Raw genomic sequence first — 20,652 nt, 5'->3', positions numbered from 1 at the left:
TTAATATTCTGAGTTCTATTGTAACGCTAAGAGCAAAAATAACTTTATTTTCACATTTTCTTGTTAGATTTTAAGGAGTAGGTATGTATAGATATAATAGAAAAGACGGAAAAATAGTTTTAGTAGATGAATTCACAAGAAACTATGTTTCTTGTTCAGATGTTTCAAGGGGGGAGGAAAAACTTGATTCTCAACCTAGAATATTTAATAATTATAATTCGTATAATGCATACATTAACCAAATTGATACTTTAAGTACTGTCTACTATAATGTTACTTACTCATGTAATTTACATTGTCCTTACTGTTATGCACCCAAAAATAAAAATTACATTTCTTTAGAAAATAATAGATTATTTTTAAATAAACTGGTGAAATTAAATACTCAAAATATTGTTCTTATCGGTGGAGAACCGATGATGCACCCCTATTTAGATAAACTGATTGATGATATCTATAAGGCAGGTATACGTTCAATTTCAATCATTACAAATGGCACTATCTTAAAAAAGGAAGTTCTTGAAAAAATTATAGAATATAAGATAGATATACAAGTATCAGTTGACGGACACACGGAAGAATTAAATTCCCCAACCAGAGGTAAGGGTAGTTTAAAAAAAGTACTATCAAACCTAAAGATTTTACAAGATAATAGTGTAAATTATGCGGTAATGCAAGTTTTAACAAAAGAAACAATAAAATTTTCAAAAGAGTTTTCTGATTATTTTTCAAATATGGGAATAGCACACGGATTTTTTCTTGTAAAACAGGCAACTGATAAAGAAAGACCCACCTTAAAAAGTATTGTTAATTTATACGATTTTTTATTAAAAAAATATGGAGAAGTACAAAAAGTTTTTGATTGTGCGAAGTCTTCCGACCAAATGCAATTTGATAAAACAGGTTTTCCAATAACACATTGTGGTGCAGGAATAACGATGTTAAGTATAGATCCACTTGGGAATGTCTATCCTTGCGTTAAATTACACCATTCATCATTTCTTATCACGAATTTATCAAAAGAAAATTCGGGAGATGAAATACTGATGAATAGAAAAAGAGTAATTACTGAAGAATTAGTGGATAATTTGGATAAGTGTCAAAGTTGTAATATTAAATATATCTGTGGGGGAGCTTGCAGAGCAGAAGAGTATTATCAAAGCATTCATCGTGAAAATAAATATTCTCAGTGTGACTTACAAAAAACTAACTTAGAATATTTCATGGAGCATACCAATGTATAAAAAAATGTCTTTATTTCTTGGAATAAATCTTCTAGTATCATTTGCTGGCACTTTGTTTCAGATGAATATTCTTTGGCGAATTTTTACCAATCATGAGCAACTTCAGGCCATTGTTCTTATTTTAAGTTCATCTTTTATTCTTCAAGCCATTTTTTCACTTGTAGCTGGTGTAATTGCTGACTCCTATCCCAAAAAGAGATTATTATTGATAAGTATTGTCAGTTTTATTTTGGTTGTTATTGGAGTTTATTTCATAAAATTTGATAATGCTCGAATTATTTTTTATCTCCTATTTACGGCAATTAGTACCTTATTTCAGCGTGGAATCATTACCCTCGTTGCCTCAGTCTTATCAACAAATGAATATATAAAATATGACTCCATCAGCGTTCTATTCACACAGGTTACAGCAGTTTTAAATAATATTTTAGCAGGTCTTATTATTACTTTTCTTGGACTCAATTATATTTATCTTTTAGTGTTCTTGCTATTTATTTTGTCCTTCTTTGTGACTTATTTCTTTATTCCTAATGAAAAAAAGCAGGAGATAAAGAAAAAAGAAAATACTTTTCCTCTTTCGTTTGTTAAAGAAAAAATTTTGTCAGATAAGAAAATAATCATTTTCATGATTCTTCTATTTTTCTTAAATTTAGATTATGGATATATTCCAAATATCCTACCGTTCTTCATGTTGCAAAGTACAAAAAGTCTTTCTCCTCTGTTTTTATCATTATTAAAGTCTTCCACTAATATAGGCGAAAGTTTGTCATCTATCGTCATTATTCGCTTTAGTAAAAAAGTCTCACAAATGACTAAAATTGGTCTTTTAGGTTCAGCTTTTTGTTTTATTTTTTTGCCAATGATTAATAAGTTTATATTTGTTACCTTTCTCGTCCTCCTTTTTTATGGATTTTTTGATACCTTTACTCAACCCTTATTTAGCTATTTTGTAAGTTCTATTGATTCTTCGGTTCGTGGGCGAATTATTGGGGTCATTGATTGTGTCGTCTATATTGCAGCCCCTATTGGAATGATTCTTGGAAATACAGTTAGCCATTTCGGTTTGATTCCACTTGGAGTCGCAATAGCGACTGTATTTTTACTGACATACCTGATATTAGTTCAGACAAAAATTTATCGAAATATTGACTTAGAGGCAAATAATGAATTCAAATGAAGATTTCTTAAGAAATGAACTAATCTGGCTAGCTTCTATAAGGTGTGAAATTATTGAAAATGATTCTTATATTATAGTGAAAAATAAAACAATTAATACAGAAGATTTTAATTTCTTATTTTTGAAAAAAATAATTGATGAAAGAAAATTAATTCGGATAATGAAAAATCATCATTTACAATTTTTAAAAGTTACTGAGAATATCGATCAAGTCTATGTAAATTTTATTAAACTCTCTACAACAGATATTAATTATGTCGCAAATTATAATAAAAAAGCATTGGATTTTTTAAGGAAAAAAGTGATGGCTTATATCTATCATCAGAAAAAAAGTGGGTTGCCATATTTCCACAAGAAAGATTATTCTCAAAAAATATTATTCCGTACAATATCTATTTGGGTAATGATATTGTAGGAAAAGTTTGTCTAGTATTTTTAGGGGAAACCATTGGAATTTATGATTTTGAAATCTATCCTCCATTTAGAAATATGGGATATGCCAAGCAGTTTTTTCTGTTGTTATTAGATAGGAATAAGAATAGCGAGAAACAAAAAGTTTTTATTCAAACTTGGCGCGAAAACATTTCCGCCAATACTTTATATCTTTCTCAAGCTTTCAAAGTTTTCGATAATTACTACTATTTCAAACTTAAAAATTTCTAATTTACTGACAGAAATTCTGTCAGTATTCTTAAAGAAAAAAATCTACTGACAAGTCCAAAAAATTTCTGTCAGTAGATTTTTAAATTATTTAATCACTTCAAGTCCACCCATATAAGGACGAAGGACTTCAGGAACAGTGATTGAGCCATCTTCATTTTGATAATTTTCAAGAATAGCAGCCACAGTACGTCCAACAGCAAGTCCAGAACCATTCAAAGTGTGAAGGAGTTGAACTTTACCCTCTTCGTCACGATAACGAATTTGGGCACGACGGGCTTGGAAATCTTCACAGTTTGAACATGAAGAAATTTCACGGTAAGTATTTTGCGCAGGAATCCAAACTTCTAAATCATAAGTTTTAGCAGCAGAGAATCCCATGTCACCAGTTGACAAAGCCACAACACGGTATGCAAGACCCAATTTTTGCAGAATATTTTCAGCGTTTGCTGTCATTTTTTCAAGTTCATCATAAGATTGATCAGGTTTAGCAAATTTAACCATTTCAACTTTATGGAATTGGTGCAAACGAATCAAACCACGAGTATCACGACCAGCAGAACCAGCTTCAGAACGGAAAGAAGGACTCATTGCTGTGAATTTGATTGGCAATTCTGCGCCATCCAAAATTTCCCCACGATAGTAGTTAGTCAAAGGAACTTCAGCAGTTGGAATTAAAACAAAACCACGGTCATCTTTCAATTCAAAAGTGTCTTCTTTAAATTTAGGATATTGACCCGTTCCAAACATTGATTCTTGATTAACCATATAAGGAGTAATCATTTCAGTATAACCTTCTTTACCGTGCTCATCAAGCATGAAGTTATAGAGTGCACGTTCAAGTCTTGCACCAGCACCTTTGTAGAATAGGAAGCGTGAACCAGTGACTTTACCACCCCGTTCCCAATCCAAAATTCCTAAATCTTCACCCAAATCCCAGTGAGCTTTAGGTTCAAAATTGAAAGTTGGAGTTTGACCAACACGACGAACCTCAACATTATCATCTTCATCAGCACCAATTGGTGTACTTTCATGAGGAAGATTTGGCAACATGATAATGATTTCATTCAAGTTTTCTTCGATTTCAGCAAGTTCAGCATCAATGGCTTTGATTTCAGCAGAAACTTTTTGCATTGCAGCAATTTGTGCGCTGGCATCGCCTTTTGCACGTTTTACTTGAGAAATTTCATCAGAAACGCTGTTACGTTCAGCTTTCAAAGCCTCAGATTTTACAATGAGTTCACGACGTTTAATATCTAAGTCATGAAGTTTTTCAAGTTTCTCTTTTTCAACACCACGAGTGGCTAATTTTGCAGCAACACCGTCAAAATCAGCACGAATTTTTTTAATATCAAGCATAAGCTCTCCTTTATTTTTATATAAAACTTACTGACAAGAATATTTTAGAAAACGTTCTGTCAGTAGAAAAAAAGCGCCCAAATTCAAAAAGAATTAGGGCGCGGTAATCGCACGGTTCCACCTAAATTATCTATTTATTTACTGACGAAAACTGATATTCAAGCTGTCAGTAAAAATAGAACTCAAGTCACTTGTAACGTAAGCAGACGTTCTCATTTTCATGAGAAAATTAACAGAAGTAGAAAGTCATTATTTTATTTTACTTGTTTTCAGCACCACAAGCTCTCTAAAAAAATTTAATAAGACCCATTTCTAGATTTATTTTACCATTTTGTGAATTACTTTGTCAAAAATTTTTAAAATCAATCATTACTTTTTGAAAGCACGACGGAAAGGGTCAAGCAAACTAGGAGCTCTGACAATATTTTCTTTGCCAACATATTCAGAAACTTTTTTCAAAATAGAACCGGAATCCTTAGAAGAAAATCTTACCTTAGCTTGCGTATCTAAAATCAAAGAAAACTGCTGACCAAGTTTTCCACTGATTGAAACATCAACTTCGGCGCTTTTAATACTTGACCAAGTAAAGAAAATATTTTGTCCTCGACGTGGATTTTTATATTCAAATTCAAAACCAGTATCACCCAAGATAATTTTTCCATTTTCAACCACACCTAAATAGGCTGTTCCTTTTGTTTCATAAAAAATTTCAGAATTATTAGTTGCCAAAATCGTCCTCATTTCCGTTTATACCTGTATTATAACATATCTAAATTATATCAAGAACTAAAGAAGCTAATAAATATGGGCCCAACGAGGGATATGGTTTAAAGAATAAATATAAAAATGTTATCATTAGATTATAAGAAAAAACTAATAAAGGAGGTAAAATGACTTTAATCGGAGTAAAAATTGATAGACTATTTCTCAGAGATCTATTCATACTACTAGTTGGTGTAGGCCTTTATATTCTCTCTATTCAACTTTTTGTCGTTCCTAACGCGATGGCCAGCAATGGAATCGCAGGATTTTCAGTATTTATTCACTTTGTTTTCGGAATGAATCCAGCTTTGACTTTTTTTGCAGTCAATATTCCACTCTTTCTTTTGAGTTGGAAACTACTTGAGCAGCGGGAATTGTTACTGACCATTCCTGGAGCGCTGGCCATGAGCGGATGGATGATGATTTATGAAGCCATAGGAATTACTGGCTTTCAAATGGACTCATTGGTTACTGTGGGAATTATAGACGGAATCCTCTCAGGAATTGGTGCAGGTTTAGTTGTTCTATCACAAGGAACATTTGGCGGCTCTATTCTACTTGCGCGACTTTTTGAAAACAAGTGGAAAGTGCCAATAGATAAAACGCTCTTTGGTATTGATATTGTAGTTATGCTATTAGCAGTCGTGACTTATCTTGCCCTTCCAAATTTTTTTGTCACACTCTTATCTTGTTACATCTTCAGTAAAGTCACACGTTTCATCGGACGACCCTCATACCGCCAACAAATTTTACAAAAAGTTGGATTAATAAAAAATGAGTCAAGTTGTTCTTGTACAACTAATGAATGTTCTTGCTCTAACTAACAAAAAAATCCCAGATTGGGATTTTTATTTTTTCTTCTTTCTCTTAAAAGCATTTTTAAAAGTTCCGAGGAAACTAGGGGATTTAACCACTTTATCGTTTCCTAAATAATGACGAATCCATTTTAAAACAGTTCCTGAGTTTTTCGATGAGAATCGAACCTTAGAGCCATTTTGTAAAACGATTGAAAATTGTCGACCAACTTTAACTTCACCTTTGAGGGATTTTGAAACATCACCCTCAACACGAGCCACTGCCGTCCAAGGAAAAGTCATATTTTTTTCAACATTTCGGTCATTATAAAATTCAAAAGCAACATCACCAATCAGAATTTTTCCATATTCAGCAAAACCTAAATAAGCAATTCCTTCTGTTGAATAATCAGCCTTAGTATTTAGTGATTGAGCCACAGATTCTCTCCATTTCCTAGATTAATAATCTAAAAACCATTATACCATAAAAACGCTTTACTTGCCTTAAATACTTCAATTTGTTAGAGAAAAATAAAATAAAAAAACCAATCCAAAGATTGATTTTTTTATACCAAATCGATTACATGATTTGAGCCCAACGACCGAGGATACCCACGACGAAGAGACCAAAGATAATAACGATTGGAGAAACTTTTTTCTTAAGCAACCACATGCAAAGGAATGTGATAAGCAAACCAGCAAGACCAGGAATCAATTGATTCAAGTTATCTTGAAGGTAAGTTACTTTTGTAGGATCAAGAGAAAGTTTGTTACCTACTTGACCAAGAATATCATGAAGTTGTGTACCAGATACAGAACCTTTAGGGAATTCTACGTAAGCACCTTTTTGTAAAGGAATTTTTGAAACAACGGCGTTAGGACCATTAAAGTTAATTGTTACCCAACGTTGAATCAATACACCAAGGACGAACATACCAAGGATAGATGCACCTTTAGTAACAGTTTGGAGAAGTCCTCCACCAAGGTCTTTAGTGATTGCAGAACCTGATTTATAACCAAATTCTTGAGTGTACCACAAGAAAGCGATACGGATAGCGTTCCACACGATGAAGAAGAAGAGTGGAGCGATAATTGATCCACCAGTAGCCAATGAAGCTGCAATTGCACCAACGATAGGACGTACTGTAAACCAGAAGACAGGGTCACCGATACCGGCAAGAGGACCCATCATACCAACTTTAACCCCTTGAATAGCGGCATCATCGATATCAGCACCGTTAGCACGTTCTTCTTCAAGGGCAAGAGTTACCCCGATGATAGGAGCGGCAACGTATGGGTGAGTATTAAAGAATTCCAAGTGACGTTTCAAAGCTTCTTTAGCTTCTTCGCCAGAAGGGTAGAGTTTTTTCAATGCTGGGATGAGCGAGTAAGCCCAACCACCATTTTGCATACGTTCGTAGTTCCAAGAACCTTGGAGGAACATTGAACGCCACATAACGCTACGACGGATTTTCTTATCAAGAGTTACTTTATTTTCAGACATTTTTTAGATCCTCCTTTCTTAGTAGTCGTTCAAGATGTCGCCAATTGGGTCACCTGATGAAGATGCAGTACCATTTCCAGAACCACCAGAAGCTTGGAGGTTAAGGTAAACGATAGCAATAACAACACCGAGGACACCAGTTGCAATCAATGTTAATTCAGAGATTGGTGCGAGAGCGAAACCAAGGAAGAAGAATGGCCATACTTCACGAGTAGCCATAAGGTTGATAACCATTGCATAACCAACGGCAACAACCATCCCACCACCGACAGCAAGACCGCCAGAGATAACTGGAGGAATAGCAGCAAGTGCTTTTTGGATAGCATCTGGTGAGATAACCAAAAGAAGTCCAGCAGGGATAGCAATACGCAAACCTTGACAGATAAGCGCGATGAAGTGCCACATTTCAACACCTGAGTATGAACCTTTTTCAGCAGCACGGTCAGCTTGGTGAACGAGCACAACTGAAAGCATACGTACAAGAGTAGTCAATACAAGACCAGCAGTTGCAAGCAAGATAGCAGCAGGAACGATAGTACCCATGATGTGAGTCAAATCAAAGTTATTTGATTGAACCATCAAGATAGATGATGCGATAGAGGCAAGGGCAGCATCGGGTGCGACAGCGGCACCAACGTTAGCCCAACCAAGAGCGATCAATTGAAGTGAACCACCGAGGATAATCCCTGCAGAAGCATGACCGGTAACGATACCGATGAGCGAGCAGGCGATAATTGGTTGGTGGAATTGCCATTGGTCAAGGATACCTTCAAGACCAGCAAGGAAGGCAACAACAATGACCAAGATTACAGATAAAACACCGTATTCCATGTTTTTTATATCTCCTTAATTATTTGGCTGCCTAATATTCAATTTTAGTAATCAGAATATCAGACGAGCATATTCTGATTATTGTACGTCAGCTTTGTTAATCAAACCAAAGAGGTCAGATTTAGAGTCAGCTGGAACTTTACGTACGTCGAATTTAACTCCGAGGTCACGCAATTTTTCAAAAGTAGCAACGTCATCTTTGTCCATAGAAAGAACTTTGTTGAGCATTGTTTTACCAGTTGAGTGAGCCATAGAACCAACGTTCAATGTTTCAATTGGTACGCCACCTTCGATTGTTGCAAGAGCGTCTTGTGGAGTTTCGAAAAGAAGAAGGGCTTTAGTGTCACCAAAACGTGGGTCTTTAGCAACTTCAATCATTTTCTTAATTGGTATAACGTTAGCTTTTACACCAGTTGGAGCCGCTTGTTCAATGAGTTTCTTACGAAGTTCATCTTTAGAAACGGTGTCAGAAACGACGATGATGCGGTTTGCTCTTGAGTCTGGAGTCCAAGCAGTTGCAACTTGTCCGTGAAGCAAACGTGAGTCAATACGAGCGAGGTTAATTTTAATTTTACCATCACCGATGACTGTTCCTTCAGGAATCGCACCTTGAACAGCAGCTGGAGCAGCTGCAACAGCAGTTTCTTCAGCAGGTTGAAGTTCTTCAGGAAGTACTTTAATACCGCCTTTGGCTTCTTTCATAATATTTGCTACGACTTTATCCACCCCGGCAGACGCATCCATCATGCGTTCTGTGTAGGCTTGGATAAGCATAGGCAGGTTGAGGCCTGTGATGATAGCAATCTTGCGCTCTGGATTTTCACCCATCACTGCACTTGCTTGATTAAATGGAGAACCGCTCCATAAGTCAGCAAGGACAAGTACTTCATCTTCAGCATCAAATGTTGCGATGGCAGCTTCGATTTTAGCATGCAAATCAGTTGGTCCTTCGCTAGGCATAAAAGTAACAACTTGTACTTTTTCTTGCTCTCCGAAAATCATAGAACCAGATTGTTTGATGCCTGCGGCGAATTCACCATGGCTCGCAATAACAATTCCGATACTCAATGTGAGTAACCTCCTATATAAGATTATAATAAAAATTATTACTTAGTTATTATACTACTTCAAATCAATATTTGCAAATGTTTTCATAAAAATATTACACTTGTTTTTTAAGGAATGGAAACCCTTTATAAATAATTTGTATAGATAGCTTTATAAAGCGTTTTTTGGGTCGTAAATAAAAAAAGATTATCAAAGTAAGATAAATCTTTTTGAAAAGTAACAGGAATCGAAAAACTTATGGTAGAATAGTAGTTGATAAAATAATACACTAATCTCTCTCGATTTTAAGTGCTCCTGTAGGACAGGATTTTATAGCTAAAAGAAGTGAATTATCATCGGAAAATTCTTTTTGAACTTCCTCCGTATCATAAAATTTGACGATTCCATTATCGTGATAATCAAAAACTTCTGGCGCATGGAGATTACATAAACCACATGCGATACATTTATCGGGAATTATTTTTATCTTCATATAGGAAATGATAATAAAAAAATAGTAAAATTGAAAGGAAAAGGTCGTGTCAACAAAAGAACCCTGGAATAATGAAATTTATCGTGCGATGAAAGAAGAATCGACTGAAATGAAAAGACATGATAGAGGTAGAGATGAAAGTAAACGTCCGTTAACGACGCGTTTTTTGACTTTTCTCGTTATCCTCATGTTTATTCTTGTTGGGCTAGCTATTGGTTTTATTTTATGGAATAATCAAGTACGAAATACAGCTAGTATCGCAAAAAGTTTTCACCAATCTTCATCAGTAGCTAAAACCGAAGAATCAACCAGTCAAGCCACGGCCTCTTCCTCAACAGAAGCGACTCCACCTGCTAGTAGCAGCAGCACAGTTGCCTCATCATCTAGCAGTAGCGTTGAGTCTGGAACAACTTATACAATTGCTACCGGAGATTATCCAAGTACGATTGCAGCTAAGACAGGAATTCCTTGGGCAACGATTGCTAGTTTGAATGGAATTACAGAGGATGGATATAATGCTGATGGATCAGCTATACATGCTGGACAAGTTTTAAAATTAAAATAAAAAATCACTGATAGACTTTTTTACATAATTCTGTCAGTAAAAATTGAACTAAAATAGGAAATAAGGTAAATAAAGAGATTCTATGAAAAAGATTCAAATTGCAATTGACGGTCCAGCGTCAAGTGGAAAATCAACTGTTGCTAAAATTATTGCACGAAATCTTGACTTAATTTATTTGGATACGGGCGCTATGTATCGAGTAGCTACGTTTGTTGCCTTGCAAAAGGAAACAGATGATGCAAAAGAAATCATTGAATTTATTGAAAAAAATCCAATTTCTTTTATGAATGGTCAAAAAGGTCAAGAAGTTTTAATGGGCTCAGAGAATGTTACAGAAGTGATTAGAACAAATGAAGTTACAAATACTGTTTCTAAAATCTCAGCTATGACCGAAATTCGTGAATTCATGGTTGCAGAACAACAAAGAATTGCTAAAAATGGTGGAATTATCATGGATGGACGTGATATTGGAACAGTTGTTTTACCGAAGGCAGATTTAAAAATTTTCCTCGTTGCTTCAGTTGATGAACGGGCTGAACGACGTTATAAAGAAAATCTGTCTAAGGGAATTCCAACCAATCTTGAGCGTTTGAAAATTGAAATTTCGGAAAGAGACCGAAAAGATAGCACACGAGCAATTTCTCCTTTGAAACAAGCAGAAGATGCGATATTGCTTGATAGTACTGGAAAAACAATTAATGAAATTGTTCAATTTATTGAAGATAAAGCTAGAGAACTCATGTAAATGAGTTCTTTTTAATTATTAGATAGTCTAAAGATTGGTAAGATTTTGCAGGAATTATCAAACTTTGATATAATAATATGACAATGAATGAAAAAAAGTATAAACGCTTAGAATATTTGAGACATAACATCAATTATCTCACAATCCGAGAGCGTCAAGAGTACTATGACTTACTCAATGAACTAAAAAAAGCTGGAAATCAATCTGAACCCGAAGAATTCGAGGAATTTGAAGAATACGTCGAGCCAGAATATGAATATTCCGATTATGAACCAGAAAGCTTTCAAAAAAATACTTCCTCTTCTAATGGTAGAAATGCTAGTCGAAGAAATACGCGAGAAAGTTTTTCAAATCAAAAAAACAACAGAAATAAACCATCAAAAAAAGAAAGCAAATCTTCTAAAAAAGCTAAATCTGGCAAGAAGAAAAAACGTCACTGGTTAAGAACAATATTAACAATTATTGTTGTGATTATTGCAGTCATGATTGGTTTCTTTGTTTATGGATATCAAAGGGGCGTTAAACATGAGGGAAGCGTCGCTAAACAAGAAAAGTTCACAAGTTTAAAAAATTCGGACGGTTCTGTAAATATTCTTTTGTTAGGAGCAGACCAAAGACCATGGCAATCATCAGGTGTTGCTCATACCGATACTATTATGGTTTTACATGTCAATGGTAAGAATCATCAGACACAAATCGTGAGCTTTATGCGTGATACCCTTGTCAATATTCCTGATGTCGGCTCAAGTAATACTCCAGACTCAAAAATAAATTCTGCCTTTACAATTGGAGAACAATACAATAAACAGGGTGTGAATTTGATGAGTGAGACACTGAAAAATAACTTTGGCATTAATTGTCAATATTATGCAGTCGTCGATTTTTCAAGTTTTGCAACGATTATTGATTCTTTGTTCCCAACTGGCCTAAAAATTGATGCAAAATTTTCGACTGTGAATGGTGAGAATCTTTCTGCCGTACCTGTTCCCGATGATTTAGCTGCAACAGAAGGAAAAGTTTCAAGTGACAAAGACTTGACAGCTGAAGAAGCAGCCGCTTTAGGTTATCCTGATGGTGGTGGTACATTTATGATGATTAAACCGGGGACTCAAAAAATGGATGGACGAATGCTCTTGAATTATGCCCGATTCCGTCATGATGATGAGGGAGATTATGGACGAGTAAAACGTCAACAACAAGTTTTAGAAACAGTAATGTCTAAAATGAAAAATCCCCTCTCATTGTTTACTGCTTCAAGTGCGTTGGGAACAACAAGAGCAGTTACAATGACGAATATTCCAAATTCATTTTTCTTAACTAAAGGAATTACAGCTCTTTTGGATATGAAAAATGGTATAAAATCAACAACAATTCCAGCTAACAATGACTGGGAGAATGCCTATGATATGTATGGAGGTCTAGGACTTTCAATTGATATGACAAAATACAAAGCGAAAGCCCAAGAACTTCTTGGTCAATAAATTAAAAATTACTAACAGTTTTGTTAGTGATTTTTAATTTTAAATATTCATATGAAAAAAATGATGACAATTTTTTTCTTTAGTTATTGATTAATGGCTTATAAATAAATTAGAAATTTGTATTTTTATGATATGATATGAGTATCATAATAAGATAAGTAGGTCTAATCCAATGATGTTTAATTATATTTATACTACTTTTTTGACAATTTTATACACAGTCGTGATGTCACTTTCTCTAAGCTTGTATCTAAAAGAGCGAAAAAAGAATTATTTATTGGTAAGTCTTTATTTTTTGTTTCTTATTTTAACCGGTTTAATAGTGACCATGTCCGAAACCTTTCAAATATTTGCAAATGACTATAATCGGCAATTTATGGTTAATCCAATCATTGAAACCATTTATTATTTGGCAACTTTTGGTATTGCCTTAAAATTAGTGACCGAATTATTTGAAGAAAAAATAAAAACTTATCAATATGGTATTTATGTTGTTTTTGCTTTATGGCTTATTGTTGTTCCCTTTATGGCAAATTCAGCGCTAAAGGTCTGGCTCTATTATTTTCCAAGCCAATTACTAACGGTCTATCTTGGAATTTATTTATTAATCCTTAATCGAAAAATGATTCCTAAAAGCAGTTTAGGAAAATATGTAAAATTAATTGGAAGCCTAGCAATAATTTTTGGATTAGCTATATTAGTAGAAGATACTTTTATTATTTACTTTAGAGATATTTATTATACAAATATGCTTAAAATCCATAATAGAAATGTTTCAGAAGACATTTTTCATATCTCACTTTGCCTTATTGCCATTAAATATTTTCTAACCAATTATCAAAAAGGCAGCGAAGAAGTAGCTGTCATTGATATTAGAAATGAAAAAAATGAGACTAATGATTCTGTAAGTAATTTTGAAGAAGATGAATATTACTTTGAAAGATTTATGGATAAATATGGAATCACTCAACGGGAAGGAGAAATTCTTGAACTTCTCCTTCAACGTAAACACAATCAAGAAATAGCCAATCAATTATATCTTTCTCTAGGAACGGTCAAAACCCACACTCACAATATTTTTATAAAACTCCAAGTTGAAAAACGTTCAGAAGTTTGCGAAGTCTGGGAAGCGTTTGAAAAATCAGAGCTTACTCAATAATCCTAAAACTCCATTTTTTAATGGAGTTTATTTTTATTTTGATTAAGAAAGCGGTTAAAATAGTTCTAAACCTTACTAAACCTTTTTACTTAACCCTTTGCTATCAAAGGGTTTTCGGCTTTTATAAAAGATTAAATCCTAGAGTTGATTGTTTTATATTTTTGCTCTTGATATACTGAAACCGTTCCCAAGAGGGAAGTCAAATAACTATTTTATTCAGGAGGAATAAAGAAATGGTAACAACAAACAAACGTGATTTCATCACAACAGAAGAGTACACTAAAGAAGAAATTCTTGATATTGTAACATTGGGCTTAAAAATCAAAGCGGCAATTAAAAATGGCTACTATCCACCACTTCTTAAAAACAAATCACTAGGAATGATTTTCCAACAAACATCAACTCGTACTCGTGTTTCCTTTGAAACAGCTATGACTCAATTAGGAGGACATGCAGAATATTTAGCACCTGGTCAAATTCAACTCGGTGGTCATGAAACAATAGAAGATACAAGCACAGTTCTTTCTAGATTGCTTGATATCATCATGGCGCGTGTTGATCGTCATGAATCAGTTAATAACCTTGCAAAACATACAACCATTCCAGTTCTTAATGGGATGTCAGACTATAATCATCCAACACAAGAAGTCGGTGATTTGACTACAATGATTGAACATTTACCAGCTGGTAAAAAATTAGAAGATTGTAAAGTTGTCTTTGTCGGTGATGCGACTCAAGTTTGTTTCTCATTAGGTTTAATCGCAACTAAAATGGGAATGCACTTTGTTCATTTTGGCCCTAAAGGCTACCAACTTAATGAAGAACATCAAGCAAAATTAGCTGCAAATTGTGAGGTTTCTGGTGGTACTTATGAAGTAACAGACGATGAAGAATCAATTGTCGGTGCAGATTTCCTTTATACAGATGTTTGGTACGGTTTGTATGATGCAGAACTATCAGAAGAAGAACGTCTAGCGATTTTCTTCCCTAAATATCAAGTGACACCTGAGATGATGGCAAAAGCAGGAGCACATACAAAATTTATGCATTGTCTACCAGCTTCAAGAGGTGAAGAAGTTGTTGATGCGGTTATTGATGGTCCAAACTCAATTTGTTTTGACGAAGCCGAAAATCGCTTGACTTCAATTCGTGCCCTCCTTGTTTGGTTGATGTCCGATTATGCTGAAAAAAATCCTTATGATTTGAAAGCACAAGCCAAAGCTAAGGCTGAGTTAGAGGCTTACTTAGCCAAATAAGAAAGTGTATCATTTATGGAAAATGGAAAGAAAAAATTTAGTCTGTTTAGTGCTATTCTTTCTGTCATTTGTGTTGTTTTTGTTGCCGAAGCAGCAGCACCGGTTGCTGCTATTGGTAACTCGCAGTTCTTTTGGTGGATTGTTCTCATCGTTGCTTTTCTCTTACCTTATGGTCTAATTACATCTGAACTTGGAACAACTTATACTGGTGAGGGTGGGCTGTATGATTGGATTACAAAAGCCTTTGGTCATCGTTGGGGAGCGCGTGCTTCATGGTTTTATTGGGTAAACTTCCCATTATGGATGGCTTCACTTGCTGTACTTTGTCCTGATTTATTGCATACAATGTTTGGCTTTCAATTAAATACAGGTATTTCACTATTAATTGAATTAATTTTCATCTGGGTTATTGTTTTGATTAGTTTATATCCAGTAAGTGATAGCGTTTGGATTTTAAATGGCGGCGCAGTAATTAAGGTATTCTTAGCATTAGCATTAGGAGGCTTAGGAGTTTATTCAGCTTTGACTAAGGGAGTAGCAAATCATTATACTTTAGCATCATTACTTCCAAGTTTTGATTTGCATAGTCTATCATTTATCTCAGTAATCATTTTTAACTTACTGGGGTTTGAAGTCATTTGTACTTTTGCTGACAGTATGGAAAATCCTAAGAAACAAATCCCACAATCAATCATCATTGGTGGGATCGTAATTGCAGCGATTTATATGTTTTCGGCCTTTGGGATCGGTGTTGCTATTCCAACCGATAAATTATCGACAAGTTCGGGATTGGTAGATAGTTTCCAAGTGATGCTGGGTACACCGACAGGTTGGTTCATTAGTTTAATCGCTTTCTTGTTTATGCTGACTTTAGTGGGTAATATGGTTTCTTGGTCACAAGGGGTTAATAATATTGCTAGTTATGCTGCTGATAATGGCGACATGCCTAAATTCTTCTCAAAAAGACGTGCTTCTAATGGAATTTCTTGGGGTGCAGCTTTGATGAATGGGATTGTAGCGACATTTATTGTTGTGATTGCTCCATTATTACCCAATCAAGATTTGTTCTGGTCATTCTTCTCATTAAATTTAGTTCTATTTTTATTGAGTTATATTCCGGTCTTCCCTGCCTTTTATAAATTGCGCAAGATTGACCCTGAGACTCCACGTCCATTTAAAGTGAGTGGCAGTGACGGAATCTTGAAAGTATATATGGCCTTACCAATGATTATTATTATCATATCATTAATTTTTACAGCCATACCTTTGCAATATGATAAGGCGTCATTGACAGAACAATTACCGATTACAATTGGCGCAATTATTTTTATTGTGATTGGTGAATTAATTATTAAATTTAAAAAAATAAAAAAATAGGAGAGAAAAAATGGCAAAACGTATTATTGGTACAACACCAAAAGAAGATGGTTTTCGGATGCCTGGTGAATTTGAAGCTCAAGATCAAATTTTTATGATCTGGCCCGAACGTCCAGATAACTGGCGTGATGGAGCAAAACCTGTTCAGATTGCCTTTACTAATGTTGCTAAAGCAATTAGTAGATTTACACCAGTAACAATGTTAGTTTCACAAGCCCAATATCAAAATGCTCGATATCAATTACCCGCTGACGTGCGTGTGCTTGAAGTTTCTAATAACGACTCGTGGGTTCGTGACTGTGGGCCAAGTTTTGTAATTAATGATAAGGGCGAACTTCGAGCAAATGACTGGACTTTTAACGCTTGGGGTGGACTTGTTGATGGTCTATATTTTCCTTGGGATCAAGATGATCTAGTGGCACAAAAAGTTTGTGAATTAGAACGTGTTGACTCTTATCGGACAGATGATTTTGTTCTTGAAGGAGGTTCATTCCATGTTGACGGTCAAGGAACAGTTTTGACTACTGAAATGTGCCTTTTATCTGAAGGACGTAATCCTCACATGAGCAAAGAGGACATTGAAAATAAACTTAAAGAACATTTGAATGCTGAAAAAATTCTTTGGCTTGGGGATGGAATTGACCCGGAAGAAACAAATGGTCACGTGGATGATGTTGCTTGCTTCGTAGCGCCAGGGGAAGTTGCATGCATTTATACTGAGGATGAGAAGTCACCATTTTATGAAGCAGCACAAGATGCCTATAAACGCTTGAACCAAATGACAGATGCTAAAGGACGTCAACTCAAAGTTCATAAATTGACTTGTCCAGCTAAAAATGTAACGATTAAAAAACAATTTAGAATTGATACAGTTGAAGGAACAATGCCACGTGAAGACGGAGATATTTGTATAGCTTCATATATGAATTTCTTGATTACAAACAAAGGAGTTATCGTACCACAATACGGTGATGAAAATGATGCTCTGGCATTAAAACAAGTTCAAGAGATGTTTCCAGACCGGGAAATAGTTGGCGTGAACACTGTTGAAGTAGTTTATGGTGGAGGAAATATCCATTGTATTACTCAACAACAACCTAAAGCCAAATAAGGAGTAGAGAGGATTTAACAGAAAATGGCAAAACGTATTGTAGTTGCTCTAGGGGGGAATGCTATTTTAACTAGCGACCCTACAGCGCAAGCACAATCTACGGCACTTAATAAGACTGCCGATCAATTAATGCCTTTAATAAAAGACAATGATGTTGAAATGGTTGTCACTCATGGAAATGGACCGCAAGTTGGTAATTTACTTTTGCAACAACTTGAAAGTAATTCAGTTAAAAATCCGGCAATGCCACTTGATACAGCTGTTGCTATGACTCAAGGGGAAATCGGTTATTGGATGGCACAAGCTTTTACAGAAGCTCTTGCTAATAATGGAATGTCTGATGTTCCATTTGTTTCTGTAGTGACAAGAACAGTAGTTGATGCTAATGATGAGGCTTTTAAAAATCCGACAAAACCTATTGGACCTTTTTATAGCCAAGAAGAGGCTAAAAATATTCAGACTCAATATCCTGATTGGAAATTGATTGAGGATTCTGGACGAGGTTACCGAAGAGTAGTTCCTTCACCTTTACCTCTCAAAATTGTTGAGGCTAACGCAATTAAACCATTGTTAGAATCATCAGCTTTGGTTACAGTATCTGGTGGCGGAGGAATTCCTGTTATTGAAAAAAATAAGGGGTATCAAGGAGTTGAAGCAGTAATTGATAAAGATTTTTCCGCAGCAAAATTAGCAGAACTTGTTGATGCTGATGAACTAGTTATTTTTACCTCTGTCGGTGATGTCTTTTTAAATTTTGGTAAACCCAATCAAAAAGCTCTAGGAATTGTACCAGTTAAGGAAATGCGTCAATATCTAGAAGAAGGTTATTTTGCGGCAGGTTCTATGAAACCAAAAGTGGCAGCAGCTGTTGCTTTTGTCGAAAATACTGGCAACCAAGCCACGATTACTTCGCTTGAAAATGTGAAAAACTTTGTCAAAACTGGAGCAGGAACACGGATTGTCCCTGATTTATTTTAAAAAAATATTTTTCAAAATAATTTATTTCAAATTTGAAATAAAAAGAATTTTAGTAGGGCATCCCTTTTAATTTGACAAAAAGTATAGCTAGTGCTATACTTTTTTTGTAGTAAATAAAAACTAATCATATTAGGTGAGGTTACTCTGAAGAACATAGGTTATCGCTCAGAACTGTCGAGAGACAATAATGGGTAAAGCAGGACTAGTCGAATCAAGGCTTTTCCAAGATAACTAGAAATATCATTTCTTACGTCTCAGAAAGCTAAAACTCAAATGTCGTGATTAAATAGACTAATAATCTATTGATTTTGAGAGCCTCCCTTTATATGAAAAGGAGGCTTTTTATGTCAAGAAGAAAATATCTTGATACAAAACAACCAAAAGTAAAATCTATTATGGGTGATTTTATTTTAATTGGTATTATTTGTTTGTTTGCATTTATTCTTATTGTGACACAAATAACTATTAACCAACCCCTTTCATCGTTACCATCTCAAAGTTCAGTGGATGATGTCAAGAAAATGCACGATTTTTTATCTATTGGAAACCTTGCGTATTTTTCAATGCGAACAATGTTTCGCATGATTGTAGGAATGATGTGGTCAATTTTATTCTCTGTTATTTGTGGTGTATTGGCAGTAAAGTTTAAAACTGCAAGAAGAATTATTTTGCCGATGGTCAATTTCTTAGAATCAGTTCCTTTATTAGGTTTCATGACATTCACTACTGCATTTTTACTTGGATTATATCCAGGTAATGTAATGGGAGCAGAAGCGCTTGCCATTTTTGCAGTGTTTACTGGGCAAGCATGGAACATCATGTTGTCACTTTACCAAATAATGGAAGTAGTTCCCAAAGATTTGAAAGAAGTAACATCGCAATTTCGATACAGTGCTTGGGAAAAATTTTGGCGTCTTGAATTTGTATATTCAATTCCAGGCCTACTATGGAATCTTGTCATATCTCAGTCAGCAGCATGGTTTGCTATTGTTGCAAGTGAACAGGTTACCGTCGCAATCCCTAAGTCTGAAACTTTAATTTTGCCAGGAATTGGCTCTTATATTCAAGTTGCATTAGATCGAGCAGACTTTAAAGCTTGTGGTTTCGCTGTTATTGCTTTAATTATTAATGTCGTCATACTAAATTTCTTAGTTTTTCAACCTTTGGTTAAAGCTACTTATTATTATCGTTATGATGAAGGAACAACTCAAGGTAATCCTCCAAAATCAATTGTATACAATTTAGTAAAAGCATCTAATTTTGGAAAAATATTAATGAAATGGATTCAAAAAATAAAAGATTTCTGGATTTTTAAGTTACCTAGAGTTTGGTATATTCTTAGGATAAATCTTATTTTTAAATATCTAGGAAAAGTTAAGAAATATATTTCAATCATTTGGTATATCCTTTTAGGGTATGCGGTTGTTATCTCTGCTATTAAACTTTATAGATTCTTACCTCATGAAGATTTTTCAATAATCCCTCACTTAATGCTTTTAACTACATTGAGGGTAGTATTAGCAATGCTTATAGCAGCAGCGATTTTTACACCTCTTGGGGTTTGGGTTGCAAGTAACAAAAGACGTTTAAGATTTATCCAACCAATTGGACAAGTTGTTGGATCGATTCCTTCAAACGTATATACTCCATTCATAGTAATTTTTATTAGTTTAGGGTATAAGCAACTTGAGTGGTGGATTTTGCCGCTAATCATGGTTGGTTGTCAATGGTATTACTTTTTCAATGTTATTGCTGGGTATTTAGCAATACCAGATGATATAAAAGAAGTCACAAAAATTTTTCCATTATCCAAGTTTAAGTGGTGGACTCGCTATCTCATTCCATCAATGTTTCCGTACTTGATAACAGCTATCATAAATGCTGCGGGAGCAGCATGGAATGCAGATATATCAGCGGAAAGCCTACAGTGGGGTAAAGAAACAATAAATGTTACTGGCTTAGGGCAATATATTGCTGTGAATGATGGAATTAAAGATAAATCAGCACTTGGTACTTTGGCGATGTGTGCTGTAGTAGGATTGTGTATTATATTCGTTTGGCAACCACTTTACAAATATGCTAGAGAAAAATTCCATTATTAAAAAGGGA

General features: G+C 34.8%; 21 protein-coding genes and 1 riboswitch. Of the genes, 14 read left to right on the top strand and 7 right to left on the bottom strand.

All coding sequences use genetic code 11. The features are described 5' to 3' along the window. The first annotated feature begins 83 nt into the window (after positions 1 to 83). Genes ACRYLU_RS08455 through ACRYLU_RS08440 form a run of 4 tightly spaced genes read left to right on the top strand, consistent with a single transcriptional unit; the run spans position 84 to position 3,084 of the window. Positions 84 to 1,244 carry a radical SAM protein gene (locus ACRYLU_RS08455; protein ID WP_445080866.1) on the top strand — a complete coding sequence of 387 codons (1,161 nt, stop codon included), beginning with the start codon at positions 84 to 86 and terminating at the stop codon, positions 1,242 to 1,244. Next, complete coding sequence (locus ACRYLU_RS08450) at positions 1,237 to 2,421, top strand: MFS transporter (RefSeq protein ID WP_260311505.1); 1,185 nt, start codon at positions 1,237 to 1,239, stop codon at positions 2,419 to 2,421. Before ACRYLU_RS08455 ends, ACRYLU_RS08450 begins: the two co-directional genes overlap by 8 nt. Then, complete coding sequence (locus tag ACRYLU_RS08445; protein ID WP_260311504.1) at positions 2,408 to 2,836, top strand: hypothetical protein; 429 nt, start codon at positions 2,408 to 2,410, stop codon at positions 2,834 to 2,836. Before ACRYLU_RS08450 ends, ACRYLU_RS08445 begins: the two co-directional genes overlap by 14 nt. Next, positions 2,818 to 3,084, top strand: a complete 267-nt coding sequence (locus tag ACRYLU_RS08440) for a GNAT family N-acetyltransferase (RefSeq protein WP_445080865.1) — start codon at positions 2,818 to 2,820, stop codon at positions 3,082 to 3,084. The genes ACRYLU_RS08445 and ACRYLU_RS08440 overlap by 19 nt, the downstream gene beginning before the upstream one ends. Positions 3,085 to 3,168: 84 nt before the next feature. Here the strand turns inward: ACRYLU_RS08440 and serS are convergent, their stop codons facing one another. Together serS and ACRYLU_RS08430 are read right to left on the bottom strand one after the other, a co-directional pair. Further along, entirely contained in the window at positions 3,169 to 4,440 is a 1,272-nt protein-coding gene (gene serS / locus ACRYLU_RS08435; RefSeq protein WP_003130891.1) for a serine--tRNA ligase, read from the bottom strand. A 369-nt stretch (positions 4,441 to 4,809) separates the two neighbouring features. Further along, on the bottom strand, positions 4,810 to 5,169 hold the full coding sequence (locus ACRYLU_RS08430; RefSeq protein WP_229049554.1) for a DUF956 family protein: 360 nt from the start codon (positions 5,167 to 5,169) through the stop codon (positions 4,810 to 4,812). Between the two features lie 161 nt (positions 5,170 to 5,330). Here ACRYLU_RS08430 and ACRYLU_RS08425 point away from each other — a divergent pair, with 161 nt between their 5' ends. Then, positions 5,331 to 6,026: a YitT family protein gene (locus ACRYLU_RS08425; RefSeq protein ID WP_104141526.1), complete on the top strand. Its 696-nt coding sequence runs from the start codon at positions 5,331 to 5,333 to the stop codon at positions 6,024 to 6,026. Between the two features lie 24 nt (positions 6,027 to 6,050). On the opposite strand, the gene ACRYLU_RS08420 is transcribed toward ACRYLU_RS08425, so the two are convergent. The 5 genes from ACRYLU_RS08420 to ACRYLU_RS08400 all read right to left on the bottom strand — a co-directional run bounded on the left by ACRYLU_RS08420 (position 6,051) and on the right by ACRYLU_RS08400 (position 9,871). Then, a complete protein-coding gene (locus tag ACRYLU_RS08420) occupies positions 6,051 to 6,434 on the bottom strand; it encodes a DUF956 family protein (RefSeq protein WP_003130895.1) in 384 nt (127 codons plus the stop codon). 142 nt (positions 6,435 to 6,576) lie between these two features. Then, positions 6,577 to 7,500 (bottom strand): PTS system mannose/fructose/sorbose family transporter subunit IID, encoded by a 924-nt coding sequence (locus ACRYLU_RS08415; RefSeq protein ID WP_015426887.1) that lies wholly within the window; start codon positions 7,498 to 7,500, stop codon positions 6,577 to 6,579. A gap of 18 nt (positions 7,501 to 7,518) precedes the next feature. Beyond that, the gene (locus ACRYLU_RS08410; RefSeq protein ID WP_038601699.1) at positions 7,519 to 8,331 is read right to left on the bottom strand and encodes a PTS mannose/fructose/sorbose transporter subunit IIC; all 813 of its coding nucleotides are present in this window, start codon (positions 8,329 to 8,331) and stop codon (positions 7,519 to 7,521) included. A 78-nt stretch (positions 8,332 to 8,409) separates the two neighbouring features. Continuing rightward, entirely contained in the window at positions 8,410 to 9,399 is a 990-nt protein-coding gene (locus tag ACRYLU_RS08405; RefSeq protein ID WP_003130898.1) for a PTS sugar transporter subunit IIB, read from the bottom strand. Between the two features lie 268 nt (positions 9,400 to 9,667). After that, a complete protein-coding gene (locus ACRYLU_RS08400) occupies positions 9,668 to 9,871 on the bottom strand; it encodes a ferredoxin (protein ID WP_010906103.1) in 204 nt (67 codons plus the stop codon). A gap of 46 nt (positions 9,872 to 9,917) precedes the next feature. On the opposite strand from ACRYLU_RS08400, the gene ACRYLU_RS08395 reads away from it, so the two are divergent. The 9 genes from ACRYLU_RS08395 (at position 9,918) to ACRYLU_RS08355 (ending at position 20,645) form a co-directional block, all read left to right on the top strand. Next, positions 9,918 to 10,436 (top strand): SAG1386/EF1546 family surface-associated protein, encoded by a 519-nt coding sequence (locus ACRYLU_RS08395; protein ID WP_445080864.1) that lies wholly within the window; start codon positions 9,918 to 9,920, stop codon positions 10,434 to 10,436. An 82-nt stretch (positions 10,437 to 10,518) separates the two neighbouring features. Beyond that, entirely contained in the window at positions 10,519 to 11,181 is a 663-nt protein-coding gene (gene cmk, locus ACRYLU_RS08390) for a (d)CMP kinase (protein ID WP_445080863.1), read from the top strand. Between the two features lie 77 nt (positions 11,182 to 11,258). Continuing rightward, positions 11,259 to 12,662, top strand: a complete 1,404-nt coding sequence (locus tag ACRYLU_RS08385; RefSeq protein WP_098393317.1) for an LCP family protein — start codon at positions 11,259 to 11,261, stop codon at positions 12,660 to 12,662. A gap of 328 nt (positions 12,663 to 12,990) precedes the next feature. After that, positions 12,991 to 13,821, top strand: a complete 831-nt coding sequence (locus ACRYLU_RS08380; protein WP_445080862.1) for a LuxR C-terminal-related transcriptional regulator — start codon at positions 12,991 to 12,993, stop codon at positions 13,819 to 13,821. A 233-nt stretch (positions 13,822 to 14,054) separates the two neighbouring features. After that, complete coding sequence (gene ptcA / locus ACRYLU_RS08375; RefSeq protein ID WP_017864873.1) at positions 14,055 to 15,077, top strand: putrescine carbamoyltransferase; 1,023 nt, start codon at positions 14,055 to 14,057, stop codon at positions 15,075 to 15,077. Between the two features lie 15 nt (positions 15,078 to 15,092). Beyond that, complete coding sequence (locus tag ACRYLU_RS08370) at positions 15,093 to 16,454, top strand: APC family permease (RefSeq protein ID WP_017864872.1); 1,362 nt, start codon at positions 15,093 to 15,095, stop codon at positions 16,452 to 16,454. 10 nt (positions 16,455 to 16,464) lie between these two features. Beyond that, on the top strand, positions 16,465 to 17,565 hold the full coding sequence (gene aguA, locus ACRYLU_RS08365; protein WP_058205135.1) for an agmatine deiminase: 1,101 nt from the start codon (positions 16,465 to 16,467) through the stop codon (positions 17,563 to 17,565). A 24-nt stretch (positions 17,566 to 17,589) separates the two neighbouring features. Beyond that, on the top strand, positions 17,590 to 18,543 hold the full coding sequence (arcC, locus tag ACRYLU_RS08360) for a carbamate kinase (RefSeq protein WP_445080861.1): 954 nt from the start codon (positions 17,590 to 17,592) through the stop codon (positions 18,541 to 18,543). Positions 18,544 to 18,661: 118 nt separating this feature from the next. Further along, positions 18,662 to 18,831, top strand: a riboswitch (M-box (ykoK) riboswitch). Between the two features lie 56 nt (positions 18,832 to 18,887). Continuing rightward, positions 18,888 to 20,645, top strand: coding sequence for an ABC transporter permease subunit (locus ACRYLU_RS08355; protein WP_445080860.1), 1,758 nt, complete (start codon positions 18,888 to 18,890; stop codon positions 20,643 to 20,645). Positions 20,646 to 20,652 lie beyond the last annotated feature (7 nt).

The sequence above is a fragment of the Lactococcus sp. KTH0-1S genome, assembly GCF_052544945.1.
This window is presented reverse-complemented; position numbering and strand designations above follow the sequence as displayed.